This window comes from Cupriavidus sp. 21MJTG02-4, assembly GCF_057798975.1.
In genome coordinates, this window is the sequence record NZ_JBYOJP010000005.1 from 127783 (window position 1) to 146677 (window position 18895).

Annotated in this window: 18 protein-coding genes and 1 tRNA gene; 8 read left to right on the forward strand and 11 right to left on the reverse strand. The window is 66.0% G+C overall.

The features are described 5' to 3' along the window. Positions 1-3: 3 nt before the first annotated feature. The 4 genes from AC3FKH_RS12245 to AC3FKH_RS12260 all read right to left on the reverse strand — a co-directional run bounded on the left by AC3FKH_RS12245 (position 4) and on the right by AC3FKH_RS12260 (position 4585). Entirely contained in the window at positions 4-2565 is a 2562-nt protein-coding gene (locus tag AC3FKH_RS12245) for a RelA/SpoT family protein (protein WP_488675830.1), read from the reverse strand. Between the two features lie 76 nt (positions 2566-2641). After that, positions 2642-2845: a DNA-directed RNA polymerase subunit omega gene (gene rpoZ, locus AC3FKH_RS12250; protein ID WP_006578656.1), complete on the reverse strand. Its 204-nt coding sequence runs from the start codon at positions 2843-2845 to the stop codon at positions 2642-2644. 89 nt (positions 2846-2934) lie between these two features. Then, positions 2935-3585 carry a guanylate kinase gene (gene gmk, locus AC3FKH_RS12255; protein ID WP_483710850.1) on the reverse strand — a complete coding sequence of 217 codons (651 nt, stop codon included), beginning with the start codon at positions 3583-3585 and terminating at the stop codon, positions 2935-2937. Positions 3586-3649: 64 nt separating this feature from the next. Beyond that, positions 3650-4585 carry a YicC/YloC family endoribonuclease gene (locus AC3FKH_RS12260; protein WP_483729901.1) on the reverse strand — a complete coding sequence of 312 codons (936 nt, stop codon included), beginning with the start codon at positions 4583-4585 and terminating at the stop codon, positions 3650-3652. A 159-nt stretch (positions 4586-4744) separates the two neighbouring features. Between AC3FKH_RS12260 and AC3FKH_RS12265 the strand changes: the two genes are divergently transcribed. The 5 genes from AC3FKH_RS12265 (at position 4745) to hemW (ending at position 9453) form a co-directional block, all read left to right on the forward strand. After that, positions 4745-5809, forward strand: coding sequence for a serine/threonine protein kinase (locus AC3FKH_RS12265; protein ID WP_488675838.1), 1065 nt, complete (start codon positions 4745-4747; stop codon positions 5807-5809). 49 nt (positions 5810-5858) lie between these two features. Then, positions 5859-6773, forward strand: coding sequence for a PP2C family protein-serine/threonine phosphatase (locus AC3FKH_RS12270; RefSeq protein ID WP_483710847.1), 915 nt, complete (start codon positions 5859-5861; stop codon positions 6771-6773). 89 nt (positions 6774-6862) lie between these two features. Then, positions 6863-7582 (forward strand): ribonuclease PH, encoded by a 720-nt coding sequence (gene rph, locus AC3FKH_RS12275; RefSeq protein WP_488675840.1) that lies wholly within the window; start codon positions 6863-6865, stop codon positions 7580-7582. Between the two features lie 15 nt (positions 7583-7597). Further along, a complete protein-coding gene (rdgB, locus tag AC3FKH_RS12280; protein ID WP_483729905.1) occupies positions 7598-8215 on the forward strand; it encodes an RdgB/HAM1 family non-canonical purine NTP pyrophosphatase in 618 nt (205 codons plus the stop codon). Further along, positions 8212-9453, forward strand: coding sequence for a radical SAM family heme chaperone HemW (gene hemW / locus AC3FKH_RS12285; protein WP_488675843.1), 1242 nt, complete (start codon positions 8212-8214; stop codon positions 9451-9453). Before rdgB ends, hemW begins: the two co-directional genes overlap by 4 nt. A gap of 78 nt (positions 9454-9531) precedes the next feature. Here the strand turns inward: hemW and AC3FKH_RS12290 are convergent, their stop codons facing one another. Continuing rightward, positions 9532-10041 carry an outer membrane lipoprotein gene (locus AC3FKH_RS12290; RefSeq protein WP_488675845.1) on the reverse strand — a complete coding sequence of 170 codons (510 nt, stop codon included), beginning with the start codon at positions 10039-10041 and terminating at the stop codon, positions 9532-9534. A gap of 233 nt (positions 10042-10274) precedes the next feature. On the opposite strand from AC3FKH_RS12290, the gene AC3FKH_RS12295 reads away from it, so the two are divergent. Beyond that, a tRNA-Ser gene (locus tag AC3FKH_RS12295) sits at positions 10275-10364 on the forward strand. Between the two features lie 115 nt (positions 10365-10479). On the opposite strand, the gene AC3FKH_RS12300 is transcribed toward AC3FKH_RS12295, so the two are convergent. Next, complete coding sequence (locus AC3FKH_RS12300) at positions 10480-11925, reverse strand: NAD(P)-binding domain-containing protein (protein WP_488675847.1); 1446 nt, start codon at positions 11923-11925, stop codon at positions 10480-10482. Between the two features lie 274 nt (positions 11926-12199). Between AC3FKH_RS12300 and AC3FKH_RS12305 the strand changes: the two genes are divergently transcribed. Beyond that, complete coding sequence (locus tag AC3FKH_RS12305) at positions 12200-12859, forward strand: sugar transferase (protein WP_488675849.1); 660 nt, start codon at positions 12200-12202, stop codon at positions 12857-12859. Between the two features lie 319 nt (positions 12860-13178). After that, a complete protein-coding gene (locus AC3FKH_RS12310; protein ID WP_488675851.1) occupies positions 13179-14198 on the forward strand; it encodes an ATP-grasp domain-containing protein in 1020 nt (339 codons plus the stop codon). Between the two features lie 29 nt (positions 14199-14227). On the opposite strand, the gene AC3FKH_RS12315 is transcribed toward AC3FKH_RS12310, so the two are convergent. From AC3FKH_RS12315 to AC3FKH_RS12335, 5 genes are read right to left on the reverse strand one after another with little or no spacing between them, the layout of a single operon-like run. Beyond that, complete coding sequence (locus tag AC3FKH_RS12315) at positions 14228-14710, reverse strand: DUF411 domain-containing protein (protein ID WP_488675853.1); 483 nt, start codon at positions 14708-14710, stop codon at positions 14228-14230. 23 nt (positions 14711-14733) lie between these two features. Next, complete coding sequence (gene copD / locus AC3FKH_RS12320) at positions 14734-15660, reverse strand: copper homeostasis membrane protein CopD (protein WP_488675855.1); 927 nt, start codon at positions 15658-15660, stop codon at positions 14734-14736. 3 nt (positions 15661-15663) lie between these two features. Further along, the gene (gene copC / locus AC3FKH_RS12325; protein ID WP_488675857.1) at positions 15664-16050 is read right to left on the reverse strand and encodes a copper homeostasis periplasmic binding protein CopC; all 387 of its coding nucleotides are present in this window, start codon (positions 16048-16050) and stop codon (positions 15664-15666) included. A gap of 49 nt (positions 16051-16099) precedes the next feature. After that, complete coding sequence (locus AC3FKH_RS12330) at positions 16100-17095, reverse strand: copper resistance protein B (RefSeq protein WP_488675859.1); 996 nt, start codon at positions 17093-17095, stop codon at positions 16100-16102. Beyond that, positions 17095-18873 (reverse strand): copper resistance system multicopper oxidase, encoded by a 1779-nt coding sequence (locus AC3FKH_RS12335; RefSeq protein WP_488675861.1) that lies wholly within the window; start codon positions 18871-18873, stop codon positions 17095-17097. Before AC3FKH_RS12335 ends, AC3FKH_RS12330 begins: the two co-directional genes overlap by 1 nt. Positions 18874-18895: the final 22 nt, after the last annotated feature.

An 18895-nucleotide genomic window follows, 5' to 3' on the forward strand; every position in this document is an offset into this window, starting at 1 on the left:
CGCTCAGCCGTCGTTGCGATCGCGGAAGATGCGGATCACGTCCGGGTTGCGCCGCAGGGCCCGCATCACATTGGCCAGGTGCAGGCGATTCTGTACCTGGATGATGAACTGCATGTAGGTGGCTTCCTGGTGGCCGGCGTCCTGCTGCTCCATCGACACGTGCGCCACGTTGGCGTCGGCCGAAGTCAGGTCCGCGGCCACGCGGGCGACGATGCCCTTGACGTTGCGCACCATCACCTTGATCGACACGTCGAAGGCGCGCGTGGTCTTCTTCGCCCACATGACATCGATCCAGTGTTCCGGATCCTTGCTGTGCAAGCGCTTGGCCACCTTGCAATCCTGCACGTGGATTTGCAGGCCTTCACCCTTGCCCAGGTAGCCGACAATCGGGTCGCCCGGGATCGCGCGGCAGCATGCCGGGAACAGGATCGACATGCCTTCGTCGCCCGTGATCGGCACGGCCGGCGCTTCTTCTCCCGAGAAGGTCTGCACGGCCGCCAGCAGCGCGCTGTCGACATCGCCGGACAACTCCTGCAGCAGGATCTCCATGCGCTTGGCCACCACGGCAGGCACTCGCCGGCCCAGCGCCAGGTCGGCGAAAATGTCCTCGCGGTGCTTGTTGCCGGTCCACTGGATCATGCGATCCCACACCGACTGCGGCACGGCTTTCAGCTCGATGCCGAGCTGGCGTGCCGACTGTTCGAGCAGTCGCTCGCCGAGCTGGATCGCCTCGTCGAGCTTGGTGGTCTTCAGGAAGTGGCGGATGGCCGCGCGCGCCTTGCCGGTGCGCACGAACGAAAGCCATGCAGGGTTCGGCTTGGAATACGGGGCCGTCACCACTTCGACGATATCGCCGCTCTTGAGCTCGGTGCGCAGCGGCAGCAGCTCGTTGTTGATCTTCACGGCGACGCACTGGTTGCCCAGGTCGCTGTGCACGGCGTAGGCAAAGTCCAGTGCGGTGGCGCCGCGCGGCAGCGCGCGGATATGGCCCTTGGGCGTGAACACGTAGACCGCGTCGGGGAACAGGTCGATCTTGACGTGTTCCAGGAACTCCTGCGAATCGCCGGTCTGGCTCTGGATATCGAGCAACGATTGCAGCCACTGGTGCGCCTGCTGCTGGATATCGTTGGCATGGTCCGCCTGCGTCTTGTACATCCAGTGCGCGGCCACGCCGGCCTCGGCAATCTGGTGCATCTCGCGCGTGCGGATCTGGAATTCCACCGGCGTGCCGAACGGACCGACCAGCGTCGTATGCAGCGACTGGTAGCCGTTGATCTTCGGGATCGCGATGTAGTCCTTGAACTTGCCCGGCATCGGCTTGTACAGGCCGTGCAGCGCACCCATCGCCATGTAGCAGTGCATCTGCGTTTCCACGACCACGCGGAAACCGTAGACATCGAGCACCTGGGAGAACGACAACTGCTTGTCGTGCATCTTGCGGTAGATGCTGTAAAGCGTCTTTTCGCGGCCAGACAGTTCCGCGACGATGCCAGCATCGGCCAGCCCCTTCTGCGCGGCCTCCAGGATGCGCTTGACCACTTCGCGCCGATTGCCGCGCGCGGCCTTCACCGCCTTTTCGAGCGTGGCATAGCGGAACGGCGAGCCGACCTTGAACGACAGTTCCTGCAGCTCGCGGTAGATGGTGTTGAGACCGAGCCTGTGCGCGATCGGCGCATAGATCTCCATGGTCTCCAGCGCGATGCGGCGGCGCTTCTCCGGCGGCACGAAGTCGAGCGTGCGCATATTGTGCGTACGGTCGGCCAGCTTCACCAGGATCACGCGCACGTCGCGGGCCATCGCCAGCAGCATCTTGCGGAAGCTTTCCGCCTGCGCCTGCTCGCGGCTCTGGAATTCGAGCTTGTCCAGCTTGGTCAGGCCATCGACCAGTTCGGCGACCTTGGGACCGAATCGCTCGGCCAGTTCGCTCTTGGTGATGCCCTGGTCTTCCATCACGTCGTGCAGCAGCGCCGCCATGATGGACTGCACATCGAGCCGCCAGTCCGCGCACAGCTCGGCCACCGCCACCGGATGGGTGATGTACGGTTCGCCGCTCTGGCGGTACTGGCCGAGGTGAGCCTCGTCGGAGAACTGGAAGGCTTCGCGTACGCGTGCCTGGTCCGGCGCCTTCAGGTAGGCCAGCTTCTCCATCAGCCGCGTGATGGAGATGACCTGCTGGCGCGGCGGGACCGCTGGCTGCGACGTCGGCCCGAAGAAGTGCCGGTAGGACTGCGCCAGCACGGCGTCGATGAACAGGCTGTCGCCCGCCAGTGCCGCGGGCGCCTCTTCCATGGCCATCACGTCATCGTGCGAATCCGACGCAGGCGCCATGCGTGCCTTGCCCTGCGCCATCGGCGGCACGACGGCACGCTCGCCGACAACATCGTTGCCAAGCGGATCAGGAAGATTGGGAGCGCCGGTGCGCGCGGTCACGGATGCCTGGCCGGACGAAGAGCGCTTACGCGCGGACGCCGCTCCGGCATCGCTGCCCGTCTCGCCGCGCGCGGGCGCGGTGCCGGCCGGCTGGCCGGGAGGGACGGTTGACGAGGATGGGTGTGACGAAGGCATGGGGGCGGCCCCTGGAATCCGGCTGCTGGATGCGCGCGCATACGATGCAAGGATGAACCACTGGCCGCCCGGGGAATCAGGTCGGTACCTTCTTGAGCATTTCGATGCCGACCTGGCCCGAGGCGATTTCGCGCAGGGCAACCACAGTGGGCTTGTCCTTCGCTTCCACCTTCGGGGTATGGCCCTGCACCAGCTGGCGCGCACGGTACGTGGCTGCCAGGGCGAGCTCGAAGCGGTTCGGGATGTGTTTCAGACAATCTTCGACGGTAATACGCGCCATATCAAATCCACCTTGGGACAAAACCTGTTGGGTTGCTATTTTACAGCACCGCGCGGGAATCGCCCGTCGACGCCCCGCGCGCACGCTGCTCAGTGAATGCCAAGCTCGATGAAGAGCTCGCTGTGGCGCGCTTTTTGCGAGGAAAAGCGCAGGCGCGTGGCACGCACCACGTTGCGCAGTTCTTCGAGCGCGTTGTCGAATACCTCGTTGATGATGACGTAGTCCGACTCCGACGCATGCGACATTTCGCTGCCCGCTGCCAGCAGGCGCCGCACGATCACGTTCGGCTCGTCCTGTCCGCGCTTTTTCAGGCGATCTTCCAGAGCCGTCAGCGACGGCGGCAGGATGAAGATCTCCATCGCGTTGGAGAAGCGCTTGTGCACCTGCTGCGCGCCCTGCCAGTCAATTTCGAGCAGCACGTCGTTGCCCTGCGCCATCTGTTCCTCGATCCACACGCGCGAGGTCGCATAGTAGTTGCCATGGACCTCTGCCCACTCGAGGAATTCACCACGGTCACGCGCGGCACGGAACTGGTCCACGGAACAGAAGTGGTACTCGCGCCCGTCCTGCTCGCCAGGACGCGGCGCGCGCGTGGTGTGGGAGATCGACAACCGGATCGCCGGGTCCTGCGCAAGCAGCGCGTTGACCAGCGTCGATTTGCCGGCTCCGGAGGGTGCCACCACCATGAACAGGTTGCCGGGGTAGACGGTATCGATGGCAGTGTGAGGCGTATCGCTCATGTGATTGTTTTGGATCTTCTGGCGTCGTGGCGCCGGGTGAAACGGAATGCGTCGGGCTGGCGCGTTATTCGAGGTTCTGGATCTGCTCGCGCATCTGCTCGATCAGCAGCTTGAGCTCCATCGACGCATCGGCCAGTTCCTTGGCGGCCGCCTTGGAGCCGAGCGTGTTGGCCTCGCGGTTGAGTTCCTGCATCATGAAATCGAGCCGCTTGCCGGCCTGCCCGCCCTTCTTCAGGATATGACGGGTTTCGTTCAGGTGTGCCTGCAGGCGCGACAGCTCTTCCGCGATATCGATGCGGATGCCGTAGACCGTGGCCTCCTGGCGGATGCGCTCGGCGACCTCGTCGCGGCTCATCGACGGCATGCCTGCCGGCGCCGCCAGGTTGAACGCTTCCCGCAGGCGCTCGGTCAGCTTTTCCTGGTGATGGGCGATCAGTTGCGGAATGGTGGGCGTGAGGCGTTCGACGATGGCCAGCATCGTGTCGATGCGCTCCATCAGCGTGGCCTTGAGCGCCTCGCCCTCGCGGCGGCGCGCCTCGCGCAGCTGGTCCAGCGCTTCGCGCGCGGCGCCCATCACAGCCTCGCGCAGCGCGTCCTGCGACAACTCGGGCTCCACCAGCACGCCAGGCCAGCGCAGGATCTCGCCCATGCGCAGCGTGCCCGCGGTCGGGAACGTGTTCGCGACCGTCGACTCCAGCGCGCGGATCTGGCCCAGCAGGCCTTCATTGAGCGCGAGCGTGGCGCCGCCGGTATCGGTGCGCTGCAGGTTGATGCGGCATTCCAGCTTGCCGCGCGACAGCTCGGCCATCAGCATCTCGCGCAGCGCCGGCTCGAACGCGCGGCACTCTTCGGGGGCGCGGAACAACAGGTCGAGAAAACGCGAATTGACAGTCCGGAATTCCACCGAAACGGAGGCCGTCCTGCCGCTGGGCTCACCCTGCGCGTTTGTCAGCGGTGCCTGGCGGGTTGCCAGGCCATAACCTGTCATGCTGTGGATCATTGAGTGTTCTCGCGAAATGGCGCGGACCCGGGGGGTAGGCTGGGCCCGCCGCAAAGGCGTCTTGTATCCGCCGAAATGGGGCAACAATGCCCGCTATTGTGTTCTTTACAAGTGACCGATTAGCCGTGACAATCCCGAGGCAAATCCGGTCCGATTCCTATGACAGAGCCCAAGGGCGCTACACAACCCAAGAGTGCACCGCTGCCCGTCGGCACGCTGCTGTCCAACTATCGTATTGTAAAGAAGTTGGCCAGCGGGGGGTTCAGTTTCGTTTACCTGGCCACCGACGAGACCGGGGCGCCGGTTGCCATCAAGGAATACCTGCCCTCATCGCTGGCGCGCCGCAACCCCGGCGAACTGATCCCGATGGTTCCCGAGGAAAACGCGGCCTCGTTCCGCCTGGGCCTGAAGTACTTCTTCGAGGAAGGCCGTTCGCTGGCCCGCATCTCGCACCACAGCGTCGTGCGCGTGGTGAACTTCTTCCGGGAGAACTCTACCGTCTACATGGTCATGAACTATGAGATGGGCAAGACGCTGCAGGAGCATATCCTGGCCGCGCGCCAGCAGGGCCGCGCCAAGGTGCTGCGCGAGCATTTCATCCGCAAGGTCTTCCATGACCTGATGAGCGGGCTGCGCGAAGTCCATATCCACAAGCTGCTGCACCTGGATATCAAACCCGGCAACATCTACCTGCGCGAGGACGAATCGCCGATCCTGCTCGATTTCGGCGCCGCGCGGCAGACGCTCACCATGGAAGCCAAGCGCTTCCAGCCGATGTACACGCCCGGCTTCGCCGCGCCCGAGCTCTACGGCAAGCACAACGAACTGGGCCCCTGGACCGACGTCTACAGCCTGGGCGCGACGCTCTACGCCTGCATGGCCGGCATGCCGCCTCAGGAAGCCAACCAGCGCGAAAAGGACGACCGCATGGGCGATGCCATCACGCGCCTGCGCAGCAGCTACACCAATGGCCTTGTCGACCTGGTCGAATGGTGCCTGCGGCTGCCTCCGGCAGAACGCCCGCAGAGCGTCTTCCGCCTGCAGAAGGAGCTGCGCGAGCAGACCAACGCGCTCGGCGAGCAAGCCGCGCAGGCGCCGCAGCCCGCCCCCGCGGAACGTCCCGAGCGAACCGGCCCGTCCAGCCGCTTCCTGACCTTGCTGCGCCGCCGCGACGACACGGTGGCCGCGACGACGCGCCAACCCGCGGACACAAGCGGCGACTGAATCACCCCCGGTCGCGCATTCCCGAACCGAATTCTCCCGAACAGCCAACATGCGATTCTCCGTCTATCAGGAAAGCAGGAAAGGCGGCCGCCGCATCAACCAGGACCGCATGGGCTACTGCTTCACGCGCGATGCCCTGCTGATGGTCCTGGCCGACGGCCTGGGCGGCCATGCATTGGGCGAGGTCGCCGCGCAGCAGGCGCTGCAGACGCTGGCGCGCCAGTTCCAGACGCAGGCCCGGCCGACGATCCGCAACCCGGCGGATTTCCTGCAGGACACCATCATGCTGGCCCACCGCGAGATCCACCGCTACGCGGAGGCTCACCGGCTGTCCGACGTGCCGCGCACGACGGTGGTCTGCTGCCTGGTGCAGCAGGGCCAGATCCATTGGGCGCACGCCGGCGATTCGCGCTTCTACCTGGTCCGCAAGGGCCGGCTGCTGACGCGCACGCGCGATCACTCGAAGATCGAGAACCTGCTGCAGCAGGAACGCGTGCTGCCCATGGAAGTCGCCAACCATCCCGAGCGCAACAAGCTCTACAACTGCCTGGGCTCGCCCAACCTGCCGCTGATCGACATCGGTGGCCCGCTGCGGCTCGATCCGGGCGATGTCGCGCTGCTGGGCTCCGACGGCCTCTGGGGACCGCTTGAAGAGCCGGAGATCGTCGACCGCCTGACCCGGCTGTCCGTGGTTCAGGCAGTCCCCGAACTGATTTCGCGCGCGCTCGAAAAAGCCGGCGAAGGTGCCGATAACACCACCGGCATCGCCATGATGTGGGAGCTGGATGCCAGCGCCACGGGTGACGAATCCGTCATGACCGACACCCTGCCGCTGAACGCCTTCACGACCTCCATCCTGGAGCGTCCCGGCAACGAGGCAGATCTCCTGTCAGAAGAGGAAATCGAGCGCTCCATCGCCGAAATCCGCGCGGCCATCGACAAGACCAGCAACCTGATGCGCTGAGCGCAGCCACCAGGCAACGGCGGGAAGGCGGGCACGCCAGGCCCGCCGGCGTTAGAATCGCGGTCTCCACCGATTCGAGCGAACATTCCATGCGACCCAGCGGACGCGCAGCCGATGCGCTGCGTTCTATCAGCCTGACCCGTCACTACACCCGCCATGCCGAAGGCTCCGTGCTGTGCGCGTTCGGCGATACCAAGGTGCTGTGCACCGCCAGCGTGCTGTCCAAGGTGCCGCCGCACAAGAAAGGCAGCGGCGAGGGCTGGGTCACGGCCGAATACGGCATGCTGCCCCGCGCCACGCATACGCGCTCGGATCGCGAAGCCGCGCGTGGCAAGCAGACCGGTCGCACCCAGGAAATCCAGCGGCTGATCGGCCGCGCCATGCGCTCGGTATTCGACCTGGCCGCGCTGGGCGAATACACGCTGCACCTCGACTGCGACGTGCTGCAGGCCGACGGCGGCACCCGTACCGCCGCGATTACCGGCGCGTTCGTGGCCGCGCATGACGCGGTCTCGTCCATGCTGCGCAACGGCCAGCTCAGCGCCAGCCCGATCCGCGACTTCGTCGCCGCCGTGTCGGTCGGCATGGTCGACGGCGTGCCGGTGCTCGACCTCGACTATGCCGAGGACAGCAACTGCGATACCGACATGAACGTGGTCATGACGGGCAGCGGCGGCTTTGTCGAGGTACAAGGCACGGCCGAGGGCGCCCCGTTCAGCCGCACCGAACTCGACGCCATGACGCGCCTGGCCGAGGCCGGCATCGCGCAACTGGTGCAGCACCAGCGCCAGGCGCTGGGTCTGGCCTGAAGGACACGGCACACCATGCAACGCCTGGTACTGGCCTCCAACAACCCCGGCAAGCTGCGCGAATTCGGCGCGCTGCTGGCCCCGCTCGGTTTTGACGTAGTGCCGCAAGGCCAACTGGGCGTGCCTGAAGCCGAAGAGCCGTTCTGCACCTTTGTCGAGAACGCGCTGGCCAAGGCCAGGCATGCCAGCCGGCTGTCCGGCATGCCCGCACTGGCGGACGATTCGGGCATCTGCGTGCAGGCACTGGACGGCGCCCCCGGCGTCTACTCGGCGCGCTACGCGCAGATGGCTGGCCAGGCCAAGTCCGATGCCGCCAACAATGCGCACCTGATCTCGCAGCTCGCCGGCAAGCCGAACCGCCGCGCGCATTATTACTGCGTGCTCGTCTTTGTCCGGCATGCCGCCGATCCGTGCCCGATCATCGCCGAAGGCGTGTGGCATGGCGAAGTCGTCGACGCCCCGCGTGGTGCCGGCGGCTTCGGCTACGACGCGCACTTCCTGCTGCCCGATCTGGGCAAGACCGCCGCCGAGCTACCCGCCGACGAAAAGAACGCCGTCAGCCATCGTGCGCTGGCACTGCGTTCGCTGGCGGCGCGCCTGCAAACCGAAGGCCGCGGGCAGGCTGCGCGATGATCCCGATCGTACCGGCGGGCACACCGCCCGCCGCGCCTGCCGACAACACGCAGCTCTGGCTCAAACCGGGCCAGATCGCGCTGCCGGGCTCGCCGCCGCTATCGCTCTACGTGCATGTGCCGTGGTGCGTGCGCAAATGCCCCTATTGCGATTTCAACTCGCACGCGGTGCCCGGCAAGGACGGCAGCCACGACATTCCGGAAGACGCCTACCTGGACGCCTTGCGCGCCGACCTGGAGCAATCGCTGCCGCTGGTATGGGGCCGCCCGGTCCATACCGTGTTCATCGGCGGCGGTACGCCGAGCCTGCTGTCCGCGGCCGGCATGGACCGGCTGCTGTCCGATATCCGCGCGCTGCTGCCGCTCGACGCCGATGCCGAGATCACGATGGAGGCCAACCCGGGCACCTTCGAGGCCGAACGCTTCGCCAGCTACCGCGCGAGCGGCGTGAACCGGCTGTCGATCGGCATCCAGAGCTTCAACGACAGCCACCTGCAGTCGCTCGGCCGCATCCATGGCGAGCGCGAGGCACGCGCGGCCATCGACATCGCGCAGCGCAGCTTCGACAACATCAACCTGGACCTGATGTACGCGCTGCCCGGCCAGACCATGGAGCAGTGCCGCAGCGACCTGGAGGTGGCGCTGTCGTATGGCACCACGCACCTGTCGCTCTACCACCTCACGCTGGAGCCGAACACGCTGTTCGCCAAGTACCCGCCCGCGCTGCCGGACGATGACCTGGCCTACGAGATGCAGGACCTGATCGAGGCGCGCACGGCAGAGGCCGGTTACCGGCACTATGAGACCTCGGCCTACTCACGCCCGCATCGCGAAGCGCGGCACAACCTGAACTACTGGCGCTTTGGCGACTACCTTGGCATTGGCGCGGGCGCGCATGGCAAGCTGTCGTTTCCCAACCGCATCCTGCGCCAGATGCGCCACAAGCACCCGGCCACCTACATGGCGCAGGCCATGGCCGGCAACGCCGTGCAGGAAGCGCGCGAAGTCAGCGCGGACGAACTGCCGTTCGAATTCATGCTCAACGCGCTGCGCCTGACCGACGGCGTGCCGGCCTCCAGCTTCCACGACATGACGGGGCTGCCGCTGCATACCATCAGCCGGCAGCTCGCGGCGGCGGAGAAGAAGGGATTGCTCGATGCCGACCCCACGGTGATTCGTCCGACCGAACTCGGCAGACGCTTCCTCAACGACCTGCAGGAGATGTTCCTGAAGGACTGAGGAAGGCGGCGCATCTGACCCAAAAGCAAGAAGGCCACGGCAATGCCGTGGCCTTCTTGCCTTGCGAGCGATACCCGATCAGTACGGCACGGCCATGTCGTTGGCCACGCGGGCGCGCATGCCGACCTGCAGGTTGCCCAGGTTGCTCTGCGTCACCGTGGCGACGCGGCCATCATCGAGCCGGACGTTCACGCGATAGGCGGTCTGCGTGCTGCTGCCCGCGCGTTTTTCGACCTGGTTGCCGGCTACCGCGCCGACCACCGCCCCGCCGATCGTCGCCGCGGTCTGACCGCGGCCACCGCCGACCTGGTGACCCAGCAGGCCGCCCGCGGCGCCGCCAATCACGGTGCCCAACAGGCCGGAACTGCTCTGCGTGTTGGTAACCGGTTCGATGGATTCCACACGCCCGTAGTACACCGAGCCCGCCGGCGCCTGCGAGGTATAGCCACCGTTGCTGGTCTGCGGCGGAGGTGGCGCGTTGTAGCCGGTGTTGTTGTATCCGTTGTTGTAAGGCGCCGCGCAACCGGCCAGTCCGATTGCAGCCAGCACGGCCCCAAGCGCCATCCAATTTTTCGATTTGCTTTGCATCTGGAATTCTCCTCTGTTGCCAGGTGAAGCCGGGAACGCGGCACTTGCGCAGTGCCCGACACACCGATATGAGCCACATAGCAGCGTGAAGGTTCCGCCATGTCAGACAGGCTCCGACAACAGGATCACAGGATTCACCAAGGAAGCGCCAGGGCCTTGTATAATGCGCGGCCTGTACTGGCCCTTGCGCCAGCGGCGTGTCGCGCAATCGCGCTACAATGCCGGCACTTTACGGAAGCGTGGCCGAGTGGTTTAAGGCAGCAGTCTTGAAAACTGCCGATGGGGTGACCCATCCGTGAGTTCGAATCTCACCGCTTCCGCCAGTTTCCCGCACGCGCGGCCGGCCGCGCATCTGCGCAATTTCCTCGCCCCCAGACAGCGCCGTGGCCCGCGGATCAGCGGGATGGATCCCCGCTCCGCGCCCAGATACCGCGACCGTTACTCCGCATTGCGCTCCGCGGCCTGAAGCACGCTCCTGGCATGCGCACCGCTGCCGTGCCCATTGGCCAGCTCCGGCGTGACGCCATGGGATGGCGCAGCGAAGCTTCCCGCCTCGCGCTTGAAGCGACCGCCGATATGGCCCGCCACACGCGGCGCAGCGTAGCGCGCCCCGTAGATGAAGCGCAGTGCCGGGCCAAAGCTCATGGCGGCGGCGGGGCCGAGCACATACAGGTCGCGCACGCTGGTTTCGAAGTTCGATGTCAGGTCCGGCGAGCCGTCGACCATCGAAAGGGCGCTCAGGATCTCCGACGAAAGAAAAGCGTGCCGCGCCATATCCACCTTGAAGCCCGTCGCGAGTACAACATGGTCAGCACTGATGGCCGATGTTTCGCTTCCTGAATCGACCTCGAGCACGATCCGGCCATTCCTGATTTCTGCGCGGCTCACCTCCGTCCGCGTCGATATCTCGATCTTGCCCTCGACACGATTGCGCAGCCACCACGCCCCGGACGGCCCCCATGATGTGTCCAGGATCTTCTGCCGCTGCGGAAGACTCAACGTGTGGAACGAGGCGGGATACTCGGACAACAGGTAGGACATCGCCAGCAACCACGGCTTGTTGGAATCCCATCCGCGCCCCAGGCCTACACGTGCCCGCAGCAGCCTGGATACGAGCCCGCTCGACGTCCGCGGTTCGCGGCTCCAGTTCACGGCATCGCCACGCACCAGCAGGCGCACCCGGCCCCCCGCCGCGCTCATGGATGCCGCCAGACCGATTGCCGACTGCCCGCCGCCAACGATCACGACGTCCTTGTCCTTCGCCCACGCCGAATGACCGAAATCTCCGGAATGCAGCACGTAGGGCCGCGGCACGCCCCGCAGCGCCAAAGGGGCCTGCCCGAACGACTTCAGGCCCAGCGACAGGACGACGCGCCTGGCCACCAGCGAACTTCCATCACTCAGGCCAAGCCGGAAATACCCATCCTTGCGGCACATGTCCTGCACTTCCACCGGCCGGATATGCCCGACCAGCTCCGACTGGAACCACTGTCCATAGTCGACGAACGTTTCCACCGGGAGATGCAGCCCCACCGACTTGTATTCCATGTGGTTGCGTCGGCAATACGCTTCGACCGTATAGCCGCCGCATGGCGAATAGAGGCTCGAGGCGAATGCCTCGGAGCGCAAAAGCATCCCGGGTGGCGTGAAATTCTTCCAGGCGTGCATCGGGATCCCGAGAACCTGATGGGGCACGCCAGCCTCTGACAGATAGGCGGAAGTCGACAAGCCATAGGGGCCGGCCCCGACAATGACGGTATCCGTGGACGAGATCATTATTGCTCTTCCCGATAGGTTTTCCCGACTCTCGTACCACCGCGCCGGGCGGCCCACTGCCTGGACAGTGGATAAGTCCAGGACCAATGCCGGCATGGCCTCGCGCAAGCCCCGCTGCGCCCCTGGGTCACGTCGCTCAACCTGGATTGCCGCAGTCTGGAACCGGCCCGCCGCGCCGTCCGTTCGGGCCCGCACACTCCCCTTCGTCGCGCGTCTTGCTGGCTGGTGGCTGCCGATGCGCCAGCACCACCAAACGTGGGGCCGGCCACACTAGGCGCTTCCCATGAGGCCCGCGCCCTGATTAGATGGATGCCGGCAAGACGCGCCCACCGGTGGCGCACACCCGCAGATTCCGCACTCTCACGCCCCTGACGGCTCGATCATGAAGCGCTTGTTCGATGTGGCTTTCTCCGCGGTCGCCCTGCTGATGCTGGCGATCCCGTTGCTGATCCTGGCTGCCGCCGTGCGCTGGAAACTGGGAGCGCCCGTGCTGTTCCGGCCCACGCGCGTGGGCCTCGGCAACCGGCTGTTCACGGCGGTGAAATTCCGCACCATGACCGACGCGCGCGGCCCGGACGGCCAGTTGCTGCCCGACGAAGAGAGGCTCACGCCGTTCGGCAGGTTCCTGCGCCGCTCCAGCCTCGATGAACTGCCGCAGTTCTGGTGCGTCCTGGTCGGAACCATGAGCGTGATCGGCCCGCGGCCATTGCCGCCGAAGTACCTGCCGTTCTATTCGCCGGCGCAAGCGCGCCGGCACCTTGTGCGGCCGGGCATCTCCGGCTGGGCCCAGGTCAACGGGCGGAACTCCCTGTCCTGGGAGGAAAAATTCCGCCTGGACACCTGGTACGTCGATCACCGCACGTTCTGGCTGGACCTGAAAATTGTCTGGCTGACGATCGGCATCGTCATACGGCGGCAGGGCATCAACGCCACGGGCGACGTGGAGGTTCCGGACTTCACCGGCAGCCTGGTCGGGCAGTCCGGAGGCAGCCAGGCCGCACGCGCGCCCAGCGAAGACATTCCAGCCCATCCGGCAGTGTGAGCAGTGACAGGCGCATGCACCAATGGCAGGACGTCAATACAAGCTCCGGCACTCGGTGGACCACCCCACATAGCGCGCTACTTTATGTCCGGCCGTTCTGGTTAGATGAGACCTGTGATGCAGCGGGTGTGTAAAAGATGCAATGGCAACGGGATGGGCGTCCCGGCTTCGGTCAGGCGCTCCGTAGATGGAGAAGCATGCCCCTCGCGTCCGGACTCCGGGCCGCCGCCGTCTCGACGCCGGGCATTGGAATCCACACAAGACGAACCGGCCTCGACGAAGGCCGGACCATTGGGCTTGGCATGGCGTTGGGGTGATCATGAATGTGCTTCTGACGTGTGTAGGTAGAAGACGCTACCTCGTGGAGTACCTGAAGTCCGAACTCAACGGAACCGGCATGGTGCTCGGCGTGGACAACCAGCGCAGTGCACCCGCTGCCAGTGTTTGCGACATGTTCCTGCTCGCGCCGGACGTCTATGCGGAGAGCTACATCGACTACCTGGTGGACGTGTGCCGTACGCGCCAGGTTGCGGCCCTGCTTTCGCTGAACGATCTCGAGCTTCCCCTGATCGCGGAACACGCGCATCGCTTTCGCGATGTCGGGACCGTACCGGTGGTCTCGTCGGCGGAGGTGGTTCGTCTTTGCGCGGACAAGCTGATGACAGCCCGCTTCGCCGAGTCGATCGGCGTGCCGGTCCCGCGCAGCTATGCAACCCTGCAAAGCGCCGAGGACGCGCTGTCGGCGGCCGAAATCACCTTTCCGCTGGTGGTCAAGCCGCGCTGGGGCAGCGCAAGCTTCGGCATCTTCTATGTCGAGAGCCTGCAGGAGCTGCGTTTTGCCCATGCGTACTGCGCGCGTATCTGGCTGCAATCGAAGTTTGCCCGCATCGGGGAGCCCGATGCGCTGGTCCTGGTCCAGGAAATGGTCTGCGGGCAGGAATATGGCCTCGATGTCTTCAACGACCTGGAGGCCGCGCCGGTCGGCCTGGCCGTGCGCAAGAAACTGTCGATGCGTGCCGGCGAGACCGACCGCGCGATTACCGTCGAAAGCGAACCGTTCAGCGACCTGGCTACGCGCATCAGCCGCGGCCTGCGGCATATCGGCAACCTGGACTGCGATGTCATCGTCCGTGACGGACGCCAGTACCTGCTGGAAATGAATCCGCGGTTCGGCGGCGGCTATCCCTTTACTCACCTCGCCGGCGCAAACCTGATCCGGGTGCTGCTGAACTGCCTGCGAGGCACGCACCAGGGCGAGGAAATCCGCTACCAGGCGGGGCTGGAACTCGCCAAGTGCGACTTCCTGGCCGGCGTCGAAGCCCCGGCAGGACAAGACTGAAAGCCGCCGCAGCGGCTTTCATCGGCGGCTCAGGAATAGGCCTGGAACACCTTGGCCTTGCCGTCCCGCAACACCAGCAGCACGTCATAAGGCGTCTTGCGTCCGCCATACTCGGGCCCGTCCATGCCCGGCGCCCCCAGCGGCATGCCCGGCACGGCCAGTCCCACGGCGACCGGGCGCTCGCGCAACAGCCGGCGGATCTCGCGCGCCGGCACATGTCCTTCGAGCGCGTAGCCTTCCACCACCGCGGTATGGCAGGAACCATAGCGCTCGGGCATGCCCGCCTTGCTGCGCGCGGCAGGGAGATCCTCCACCTCGTATGTCGTGACCTGGAAGCCGTTGGCCTGCAGATGCGAGACCCAGTCCTTGCAGCAGCCGCACGTGGGAGATTTCCAGACCTTGACGGCCGTCGCGGTCTGCGAAGCTCCGGCCCAGGCTGCCGCGGGCAACAGCGCCAGCGCGGCGAGAACGGTCCGGCGGAGGGGATTGGTGATAACAGGTTGAGCTTTCATCGATCGGAAACGGTTACACAGGTTCAGGGAACGGCAGCGAAATCGGGAGACAGCGTGCCAAGCCATGCCACGAGACCCAGCACGGCCATGGCACACGCCGCCTCGCATCGCAAACTGCGGCGCAGCGCAAGCACGGCGGCGCGGTCGTCGCGCTGATGCACGTCGTACGCCAGCCGCGGCGCCAGGCGGTAGCGATTGGCGGCCGCCAGCCCGAGCATGGCACAGAACAAGGCGAGCTTGGCCAGCAAGAGCCCGCCGTAGCGCGTGGACAGCAAGCCGGACAGGCCAGGCCCCGCGATCAGGATGTAGTTGGCAACGCCGGTCACCACCAGCAAGGCGACGATGCCCACACCGACGTGGGCAAATCCACTTGCCGCGCGGCTCAGTTCTGCCACGCTGCCTGCCGTGGCGGTGCGCTTCGGCGACGACATCGACACAAACACCGCCAGTGCGCCCACCCAGGCGCCGGCGGCCAGCAGATGCACGATATCGGCGGGCAGATGGATGGCGCCCCGCAGGCCTTCGCTCATCACCCCATGCCCGCCCCAGGCGAGCGTGGCCAGGGCAATCGCCGCGGCCGCTGGCAGGACAATGCGTGTTGCCCGCCAATGACACGGCGCCATGCTTGCCAGCACGCAGACGAGCAGCGCCAGCATCCGCACCTGCCACGCCATGCCCAGGCCGGTCTCGGTCACGATCATGCGCAGGGTCCCGGCGTCGATGGCAAGGTAGGACTCCGCGCCCATCATGATCCTGGCTGTCACCAGCAGGGACACGGCGGAAAACACGATGCCGGCCGCCGCCAAAAATGTCGGGAGGCGGCGCCGGCAAGTGGCAGGTTGCGCATCGCCACGCAGCAGCCACATCGACGCAAGCGGCACGCCGAACAACAGCGCCAGATCGGCATACAGGACAAAACGCAGGACGATGTTGGCCCAGTCAGCATCCATCGGCTATTTCACGGTGAACGTGAGCTTGCCGCTGACCGGATGCGTGTCGGCCGCCACGGCGCGCCAGTCGAGGCGATAGGCACCGGGCACAAGCGGGCTCGCGGGCGTGATCACCATCGTCTTCGGATCCTCGCCGGCCGATACGCGCGCGGCCACGCTCATCGGCGCATGGTCCGCCATGCCGGGCATCCCCGTCATGACCAGCTTGGCGCCGGACACGCGCGCGACCAGGTTCTCCGAGAACCGGAGTTCGATCCGCGCCGGCGCCGCGATCTCGGCATTGTCGGCCGGCGTGGTCGCGAGCAGTTGCGGATGCGCGAAAGCGTGGCCGCCGGCGAGCAGCGCCGATACGGCCAGCAAGGACTTTGCAAGGCTACGGATGTCGAACATGGGGGCCCCTTCGTGTGATGGTTTGATGGCTGACTTGCGCAAGCATGCCTCAGAACCAGGCCCGCACGCCAGCCACGAAGCGGGTCTCGCCGCTGCGGCCGCCGGCGGTCCGGACCATGTCCGACGTATTGCCGAAGGCCTGGTACCGCTCGACGCCGATATAGGGCGCGAACTGGCGGTTGATCTCATAGCGCAGGCGCAGCCCCACTGTACCGTTCGACAGGCCGCTGCCGGTGCCGGTTTCCGGATCGTTCCTGCCGTACAGGCTGGCTTCGATGCGCGGCTGCAGGATGAGGCGTTGCGTGATCAGCAGTTCGTACTCGGCCGCCAGGCGCAGCGCGGTGCGCCCGCTGTCGCCGACGTAGGCCGTGGCATCGACTTCGAACCAGTACGGTGCCAGGCCCTGCACGCCGAACGCCATCCAGTTGCGCCCCGGACGTCCGCTGCCCACGTCATTGCGCCAGCCAAGCTGCGTGTCCCAGTAGGGCGCGATGGCGTGGCCCCACAGCAGTTCGGTGCGCGCATCGTGCACCTTGCCACCCGCGGCTTCGCCTTCTGTCTTGATGACAAGCCGGTCATACGTGCCGCCAAACCACGCCTGCGCTTCCCAGTTTGCGGCGTTGGCACCATTGGCATGCGCCCATTCCAGCCTGTCGACGAGTACCGAGCCAAAGGTGTGCTCGTCGGCCATGTGAAGGTGGCGTGTGTTGCCCAGCGCGTACTGGCCCGTGCCAAGCTGATAGCCGCCCGAGTATGCATGCGGGTCGCGCGCGTCGGGCGGCGCGCTTCCGCCCTGCATCTTCATGTCGCGATGGTCCATCGCAGGCGCGGCCTGAGGCATCGGCGCCACGGACGCGGGGCCTTCTTCCATGCCCTGCATGCCTTCCATGCCATCCTCTTCCACGGCGGGCGCGGCAGGATGTTGCGCATGTCCGGCATGCGGATCCTGTGCCCACGCCGAAGCGATGCCCGCGGCTGCGAGGAGCGCGGCAAGCATGTTCCTGGCGTGCGCGCGCTTGGCGGCCTTGCCTGCGAAGCGTTCCATCACGACACCACCACTTCGCGGAACATGCCCGCATCCATATGCAGCATCAGGTGGCAATGCCATGCCCAGCGGCCAAGCGCGTCCGCCGTGACCAGGAAGCTGATGCGCTGCGCCGGCTGCACCGGGATCGTATGTCGGCGCGCCTGGAACGTGCCGTCCGGCGCCTCCAGGTCGCTCCACATGCCGTGCATGTGCATCGGGTGGGTCATCATGGTGTCGTTGTGGAGGATGACGCGCAGCCGCTCGCCATGGCGGAAATGCACCGGTGTCGATTTGCCGAACTCGACGCCGTCGAACGACCATGTGTAGCGCTCCATGTTGCCGGTCAGGTGGAGTTCGATCTCGCGCCCAGGCCCGCGCGGGTCCGGCGGGCCGCCCAGCGTGTGCATATCGGCCAGCGTCAGCACGCGCCGTCCGTTATTGCGCAGGCCGATGCCGGGGTCGTCGAGATTCGTGCGCGGCGTGTCGACGCGCATGTCGGTGCCTGCACCGTACTCGGTGCGCGCGTGCCGCACGGTCTTGCCGGGGACCTTGAGCGGATTGCCGGCAGCGGCGCCGTGCATCGCGTGCTGGCTGTGGTCCATGGACATGCTGCCGTGGTCCATGCCATGCTGCACGCCGCCCATGTCGCCCATCATGTCGCCCATGGCCAGCCACTCGGCCTTGTCCGGCGCAGGCACAGGTGCCTGCAGGCCGTCGCGCACGCTGAGCGTGCCCCTGGCATAGCCGGTGCGGTCCATCGACTGGGCGAAAAGCGTGTAGGCATCGTCGCGCGGCTCGACCACGACGTCGCAGGTTTCCCCGGGCCCGAAGCGGAATTCGTCGACCGTCACAGGTTCGATGTTGATGCCGTCGACCTGCACTACCTTCAGCTTCAGCCCGGGGATGCGCACGTCGAAGAAAGTATTGCCCGCGCCGTTGATCAACCGCAGCCTCACCTTCTCCCCAGGCCGGAACTGCGCCGTCCAGTTACCGGCTGGCGTCAGGCCATTGGTCAGGTAGGTCAGCGTGGCGCCGGACAGATCCGCGAGGTCGGTCGGGCTCATGCGCATCTGGTTCCACATGCGGCGCTTGTCGAGTGCGGCCTTGAGGCCATCGTTCGACACGTCGCGAAAAAAATCGACCACCGTTGGCTGGTTGTAGTTGTAGTAGTCGCTCTGGACCTTCAGCTTCGACAGCACGCGCATCGGATCCTCGTCGGTCCAGTCCGACAGCAGCACCGTGTAATCGCGGTCGGCGCGCACCGGGTCTTCGCCGGCCGGATCGATGATGATGCCGCCATACAGCCCGATCATTTCCTGGAAGCCCGAATGCGAGTGGTACCAGTAGCTGCCGCTTTGCGCGACCTTGAAGCGGTAGGTGAAGGTTTCGCCCGGGGCGATGCCGTCGAAGCTGATGCCGGGTACGCCATCCATCTGGTACGGCAGGATGATGCCGTGCCAGTGGATCGAAGTCGCTTCGCGCAGGCGGTTGGTCACGCGGATGGTGACCGTATCGCCCTCGCGCCAGCGCAGCGTCGGGCCGGGGAGCATGCCGTTGATGGTGGTGGCCACGGCGGGCTTGCCGGTAAAGTTGACCACCGATTCGCCGACGACGAGATCGAACTCGGTGCCGCGCAACACCGGCGCCGTGCCGAATGCCGTCGCGGCCGGCTGCGCCGATGCCGTCCCCTGCCAGACGGGCAGACCCGCCACCACGCCGCCGGCCGCGAGCCCCTGCACAAAGCGTCGGCGGGACAGGTTGGGCAGCAGCAGGCCAGTGGAGGGATCGCGTCGCATCGAAAATCAGTCCTTGGAGAGT

Excerpts from the sequence above, each read along its gene's own strand:
- AC3FKH_RS12265 (WP_488675838.1), top strand. The coding sequence starts at position 4,745 with ATGACAGAGCCCAAGGGCGCTACACAACCCAAGAGTGCACCGCTGCCC.
- rph (WP_488675840.1), top strand. The coding sequence starts at position 6,863 with ATGCGACCCAGCGGACGCGCAGCCGATGCGCTGCGTTCTATCAGCCTG.
- AC3FKH_RS12270 (WP_483710847.1), top strand. The coding sequence starts at position 5,859 with ATGCGATTCTCCGTCTATCAGGAAAGCAGGAAAGGCGGCCGCCGCATC.
- AC3FKH_RS12245 (WP_488675830.1), bottom strand. The coding sequence starts at position 2,565 with ATGCCTTCGTCACACCCATCCTCGTCAACCGTCCCTCCCGGCCAGCCG.
- AC3FKH_RS12315 (WP_488675853.1), bottom strand. The coding sequence starts at position 14,710 with ATGAAAGCTCAACCTGTTATCACCAATCCCCTCCGCCGGACCGTTCTC.
- AC3FKH_RS12310 (WP_488675851.1), top strand. The coding sequence starts at position 13,179 with ATGAATGTGCTTCTGACGTGTGTAGGTAGAAGACGCTACCTCGTGGAG.
- rpoZ (WP_006578656.1), bottom strand. The coding sequence starts at position 2,845 with ATGGCGCGTATTACCGTCGAAGATTGTCTGAAACACATCCCGAACCGC.
- AC3FKH_RS12290 (WP_488675845.1), bottom strand. The coding sequence starts at position 10,041 with ATGCAAAGCAAATCGAAAAATTGGATGGCGCTTGGGGCCGTGCTGGCT.
- rdgB (WP_483729905.1), top strand. The coding sequence starts at position 7,598 with ATGCAACGCCTGGTACTGGCCTCCAACAACCCCGGCAAGCTGCGCGAA.
- AC3FKH_RS12330 (WP_488675859.1), bottom strand. The coding sequence starts at position 17,095 with ATGGAACGCTTCGCAGGCAAGGCCGCCAAGCGCGCGCACGCCAGGAAC.
- hemW (WP_488675843.1), top strand. The coding sequence starts at position 8,212 with ATGATCCCGATCGTACCGGCGGGCACACCGCCCGCCGCGCCTGCCGAC.
- copD (WP_488675855.1), bottom strand. The coding sequence starts at position 15,660 with ATGGATGCTGACTGGGCCAACATCGTCCTGCGTTTTGTCCTGTATGCC.
- gmk (WP_483710850.1), bottom strand. The coding sequence starts at position 3,585 with ATGAGCGATACGCCTCACACTGCCATCGATACCGTCTACCCCGGCAAC.
- AC3FKH_RS12335 (WP_488675861.1), bottom strand. The coding sequence starts at position 18,873 with ATGCGACGCGATCCCTCCACTGGCCTGCTGCTGCCCAACCTGTCCCGC.
- AC3FKH_RS12305 (WP_488675849.1), top strand. The coding sequence starts at position 12,200 with ATGAAGCGCTTGTTCGATGTGGCTTTCTCCGCGGTCGCCCTGCTGATG.
- AC3FKH_RS12260 (WP_483729901.1), bottom strand. The coding sequence starts at position 4,585 with ATGATCCACAGCATGACAGGTTATGGCCTGGCAACCCGCCAGGCACCG.
- copC (WP_488675857.1), bottom strand. The coding sequence starts at position 16,050 with ATGTTCGACATCCGTAGCCTTGCAAAGTCCTTGCTGGCCGTATCGGCG.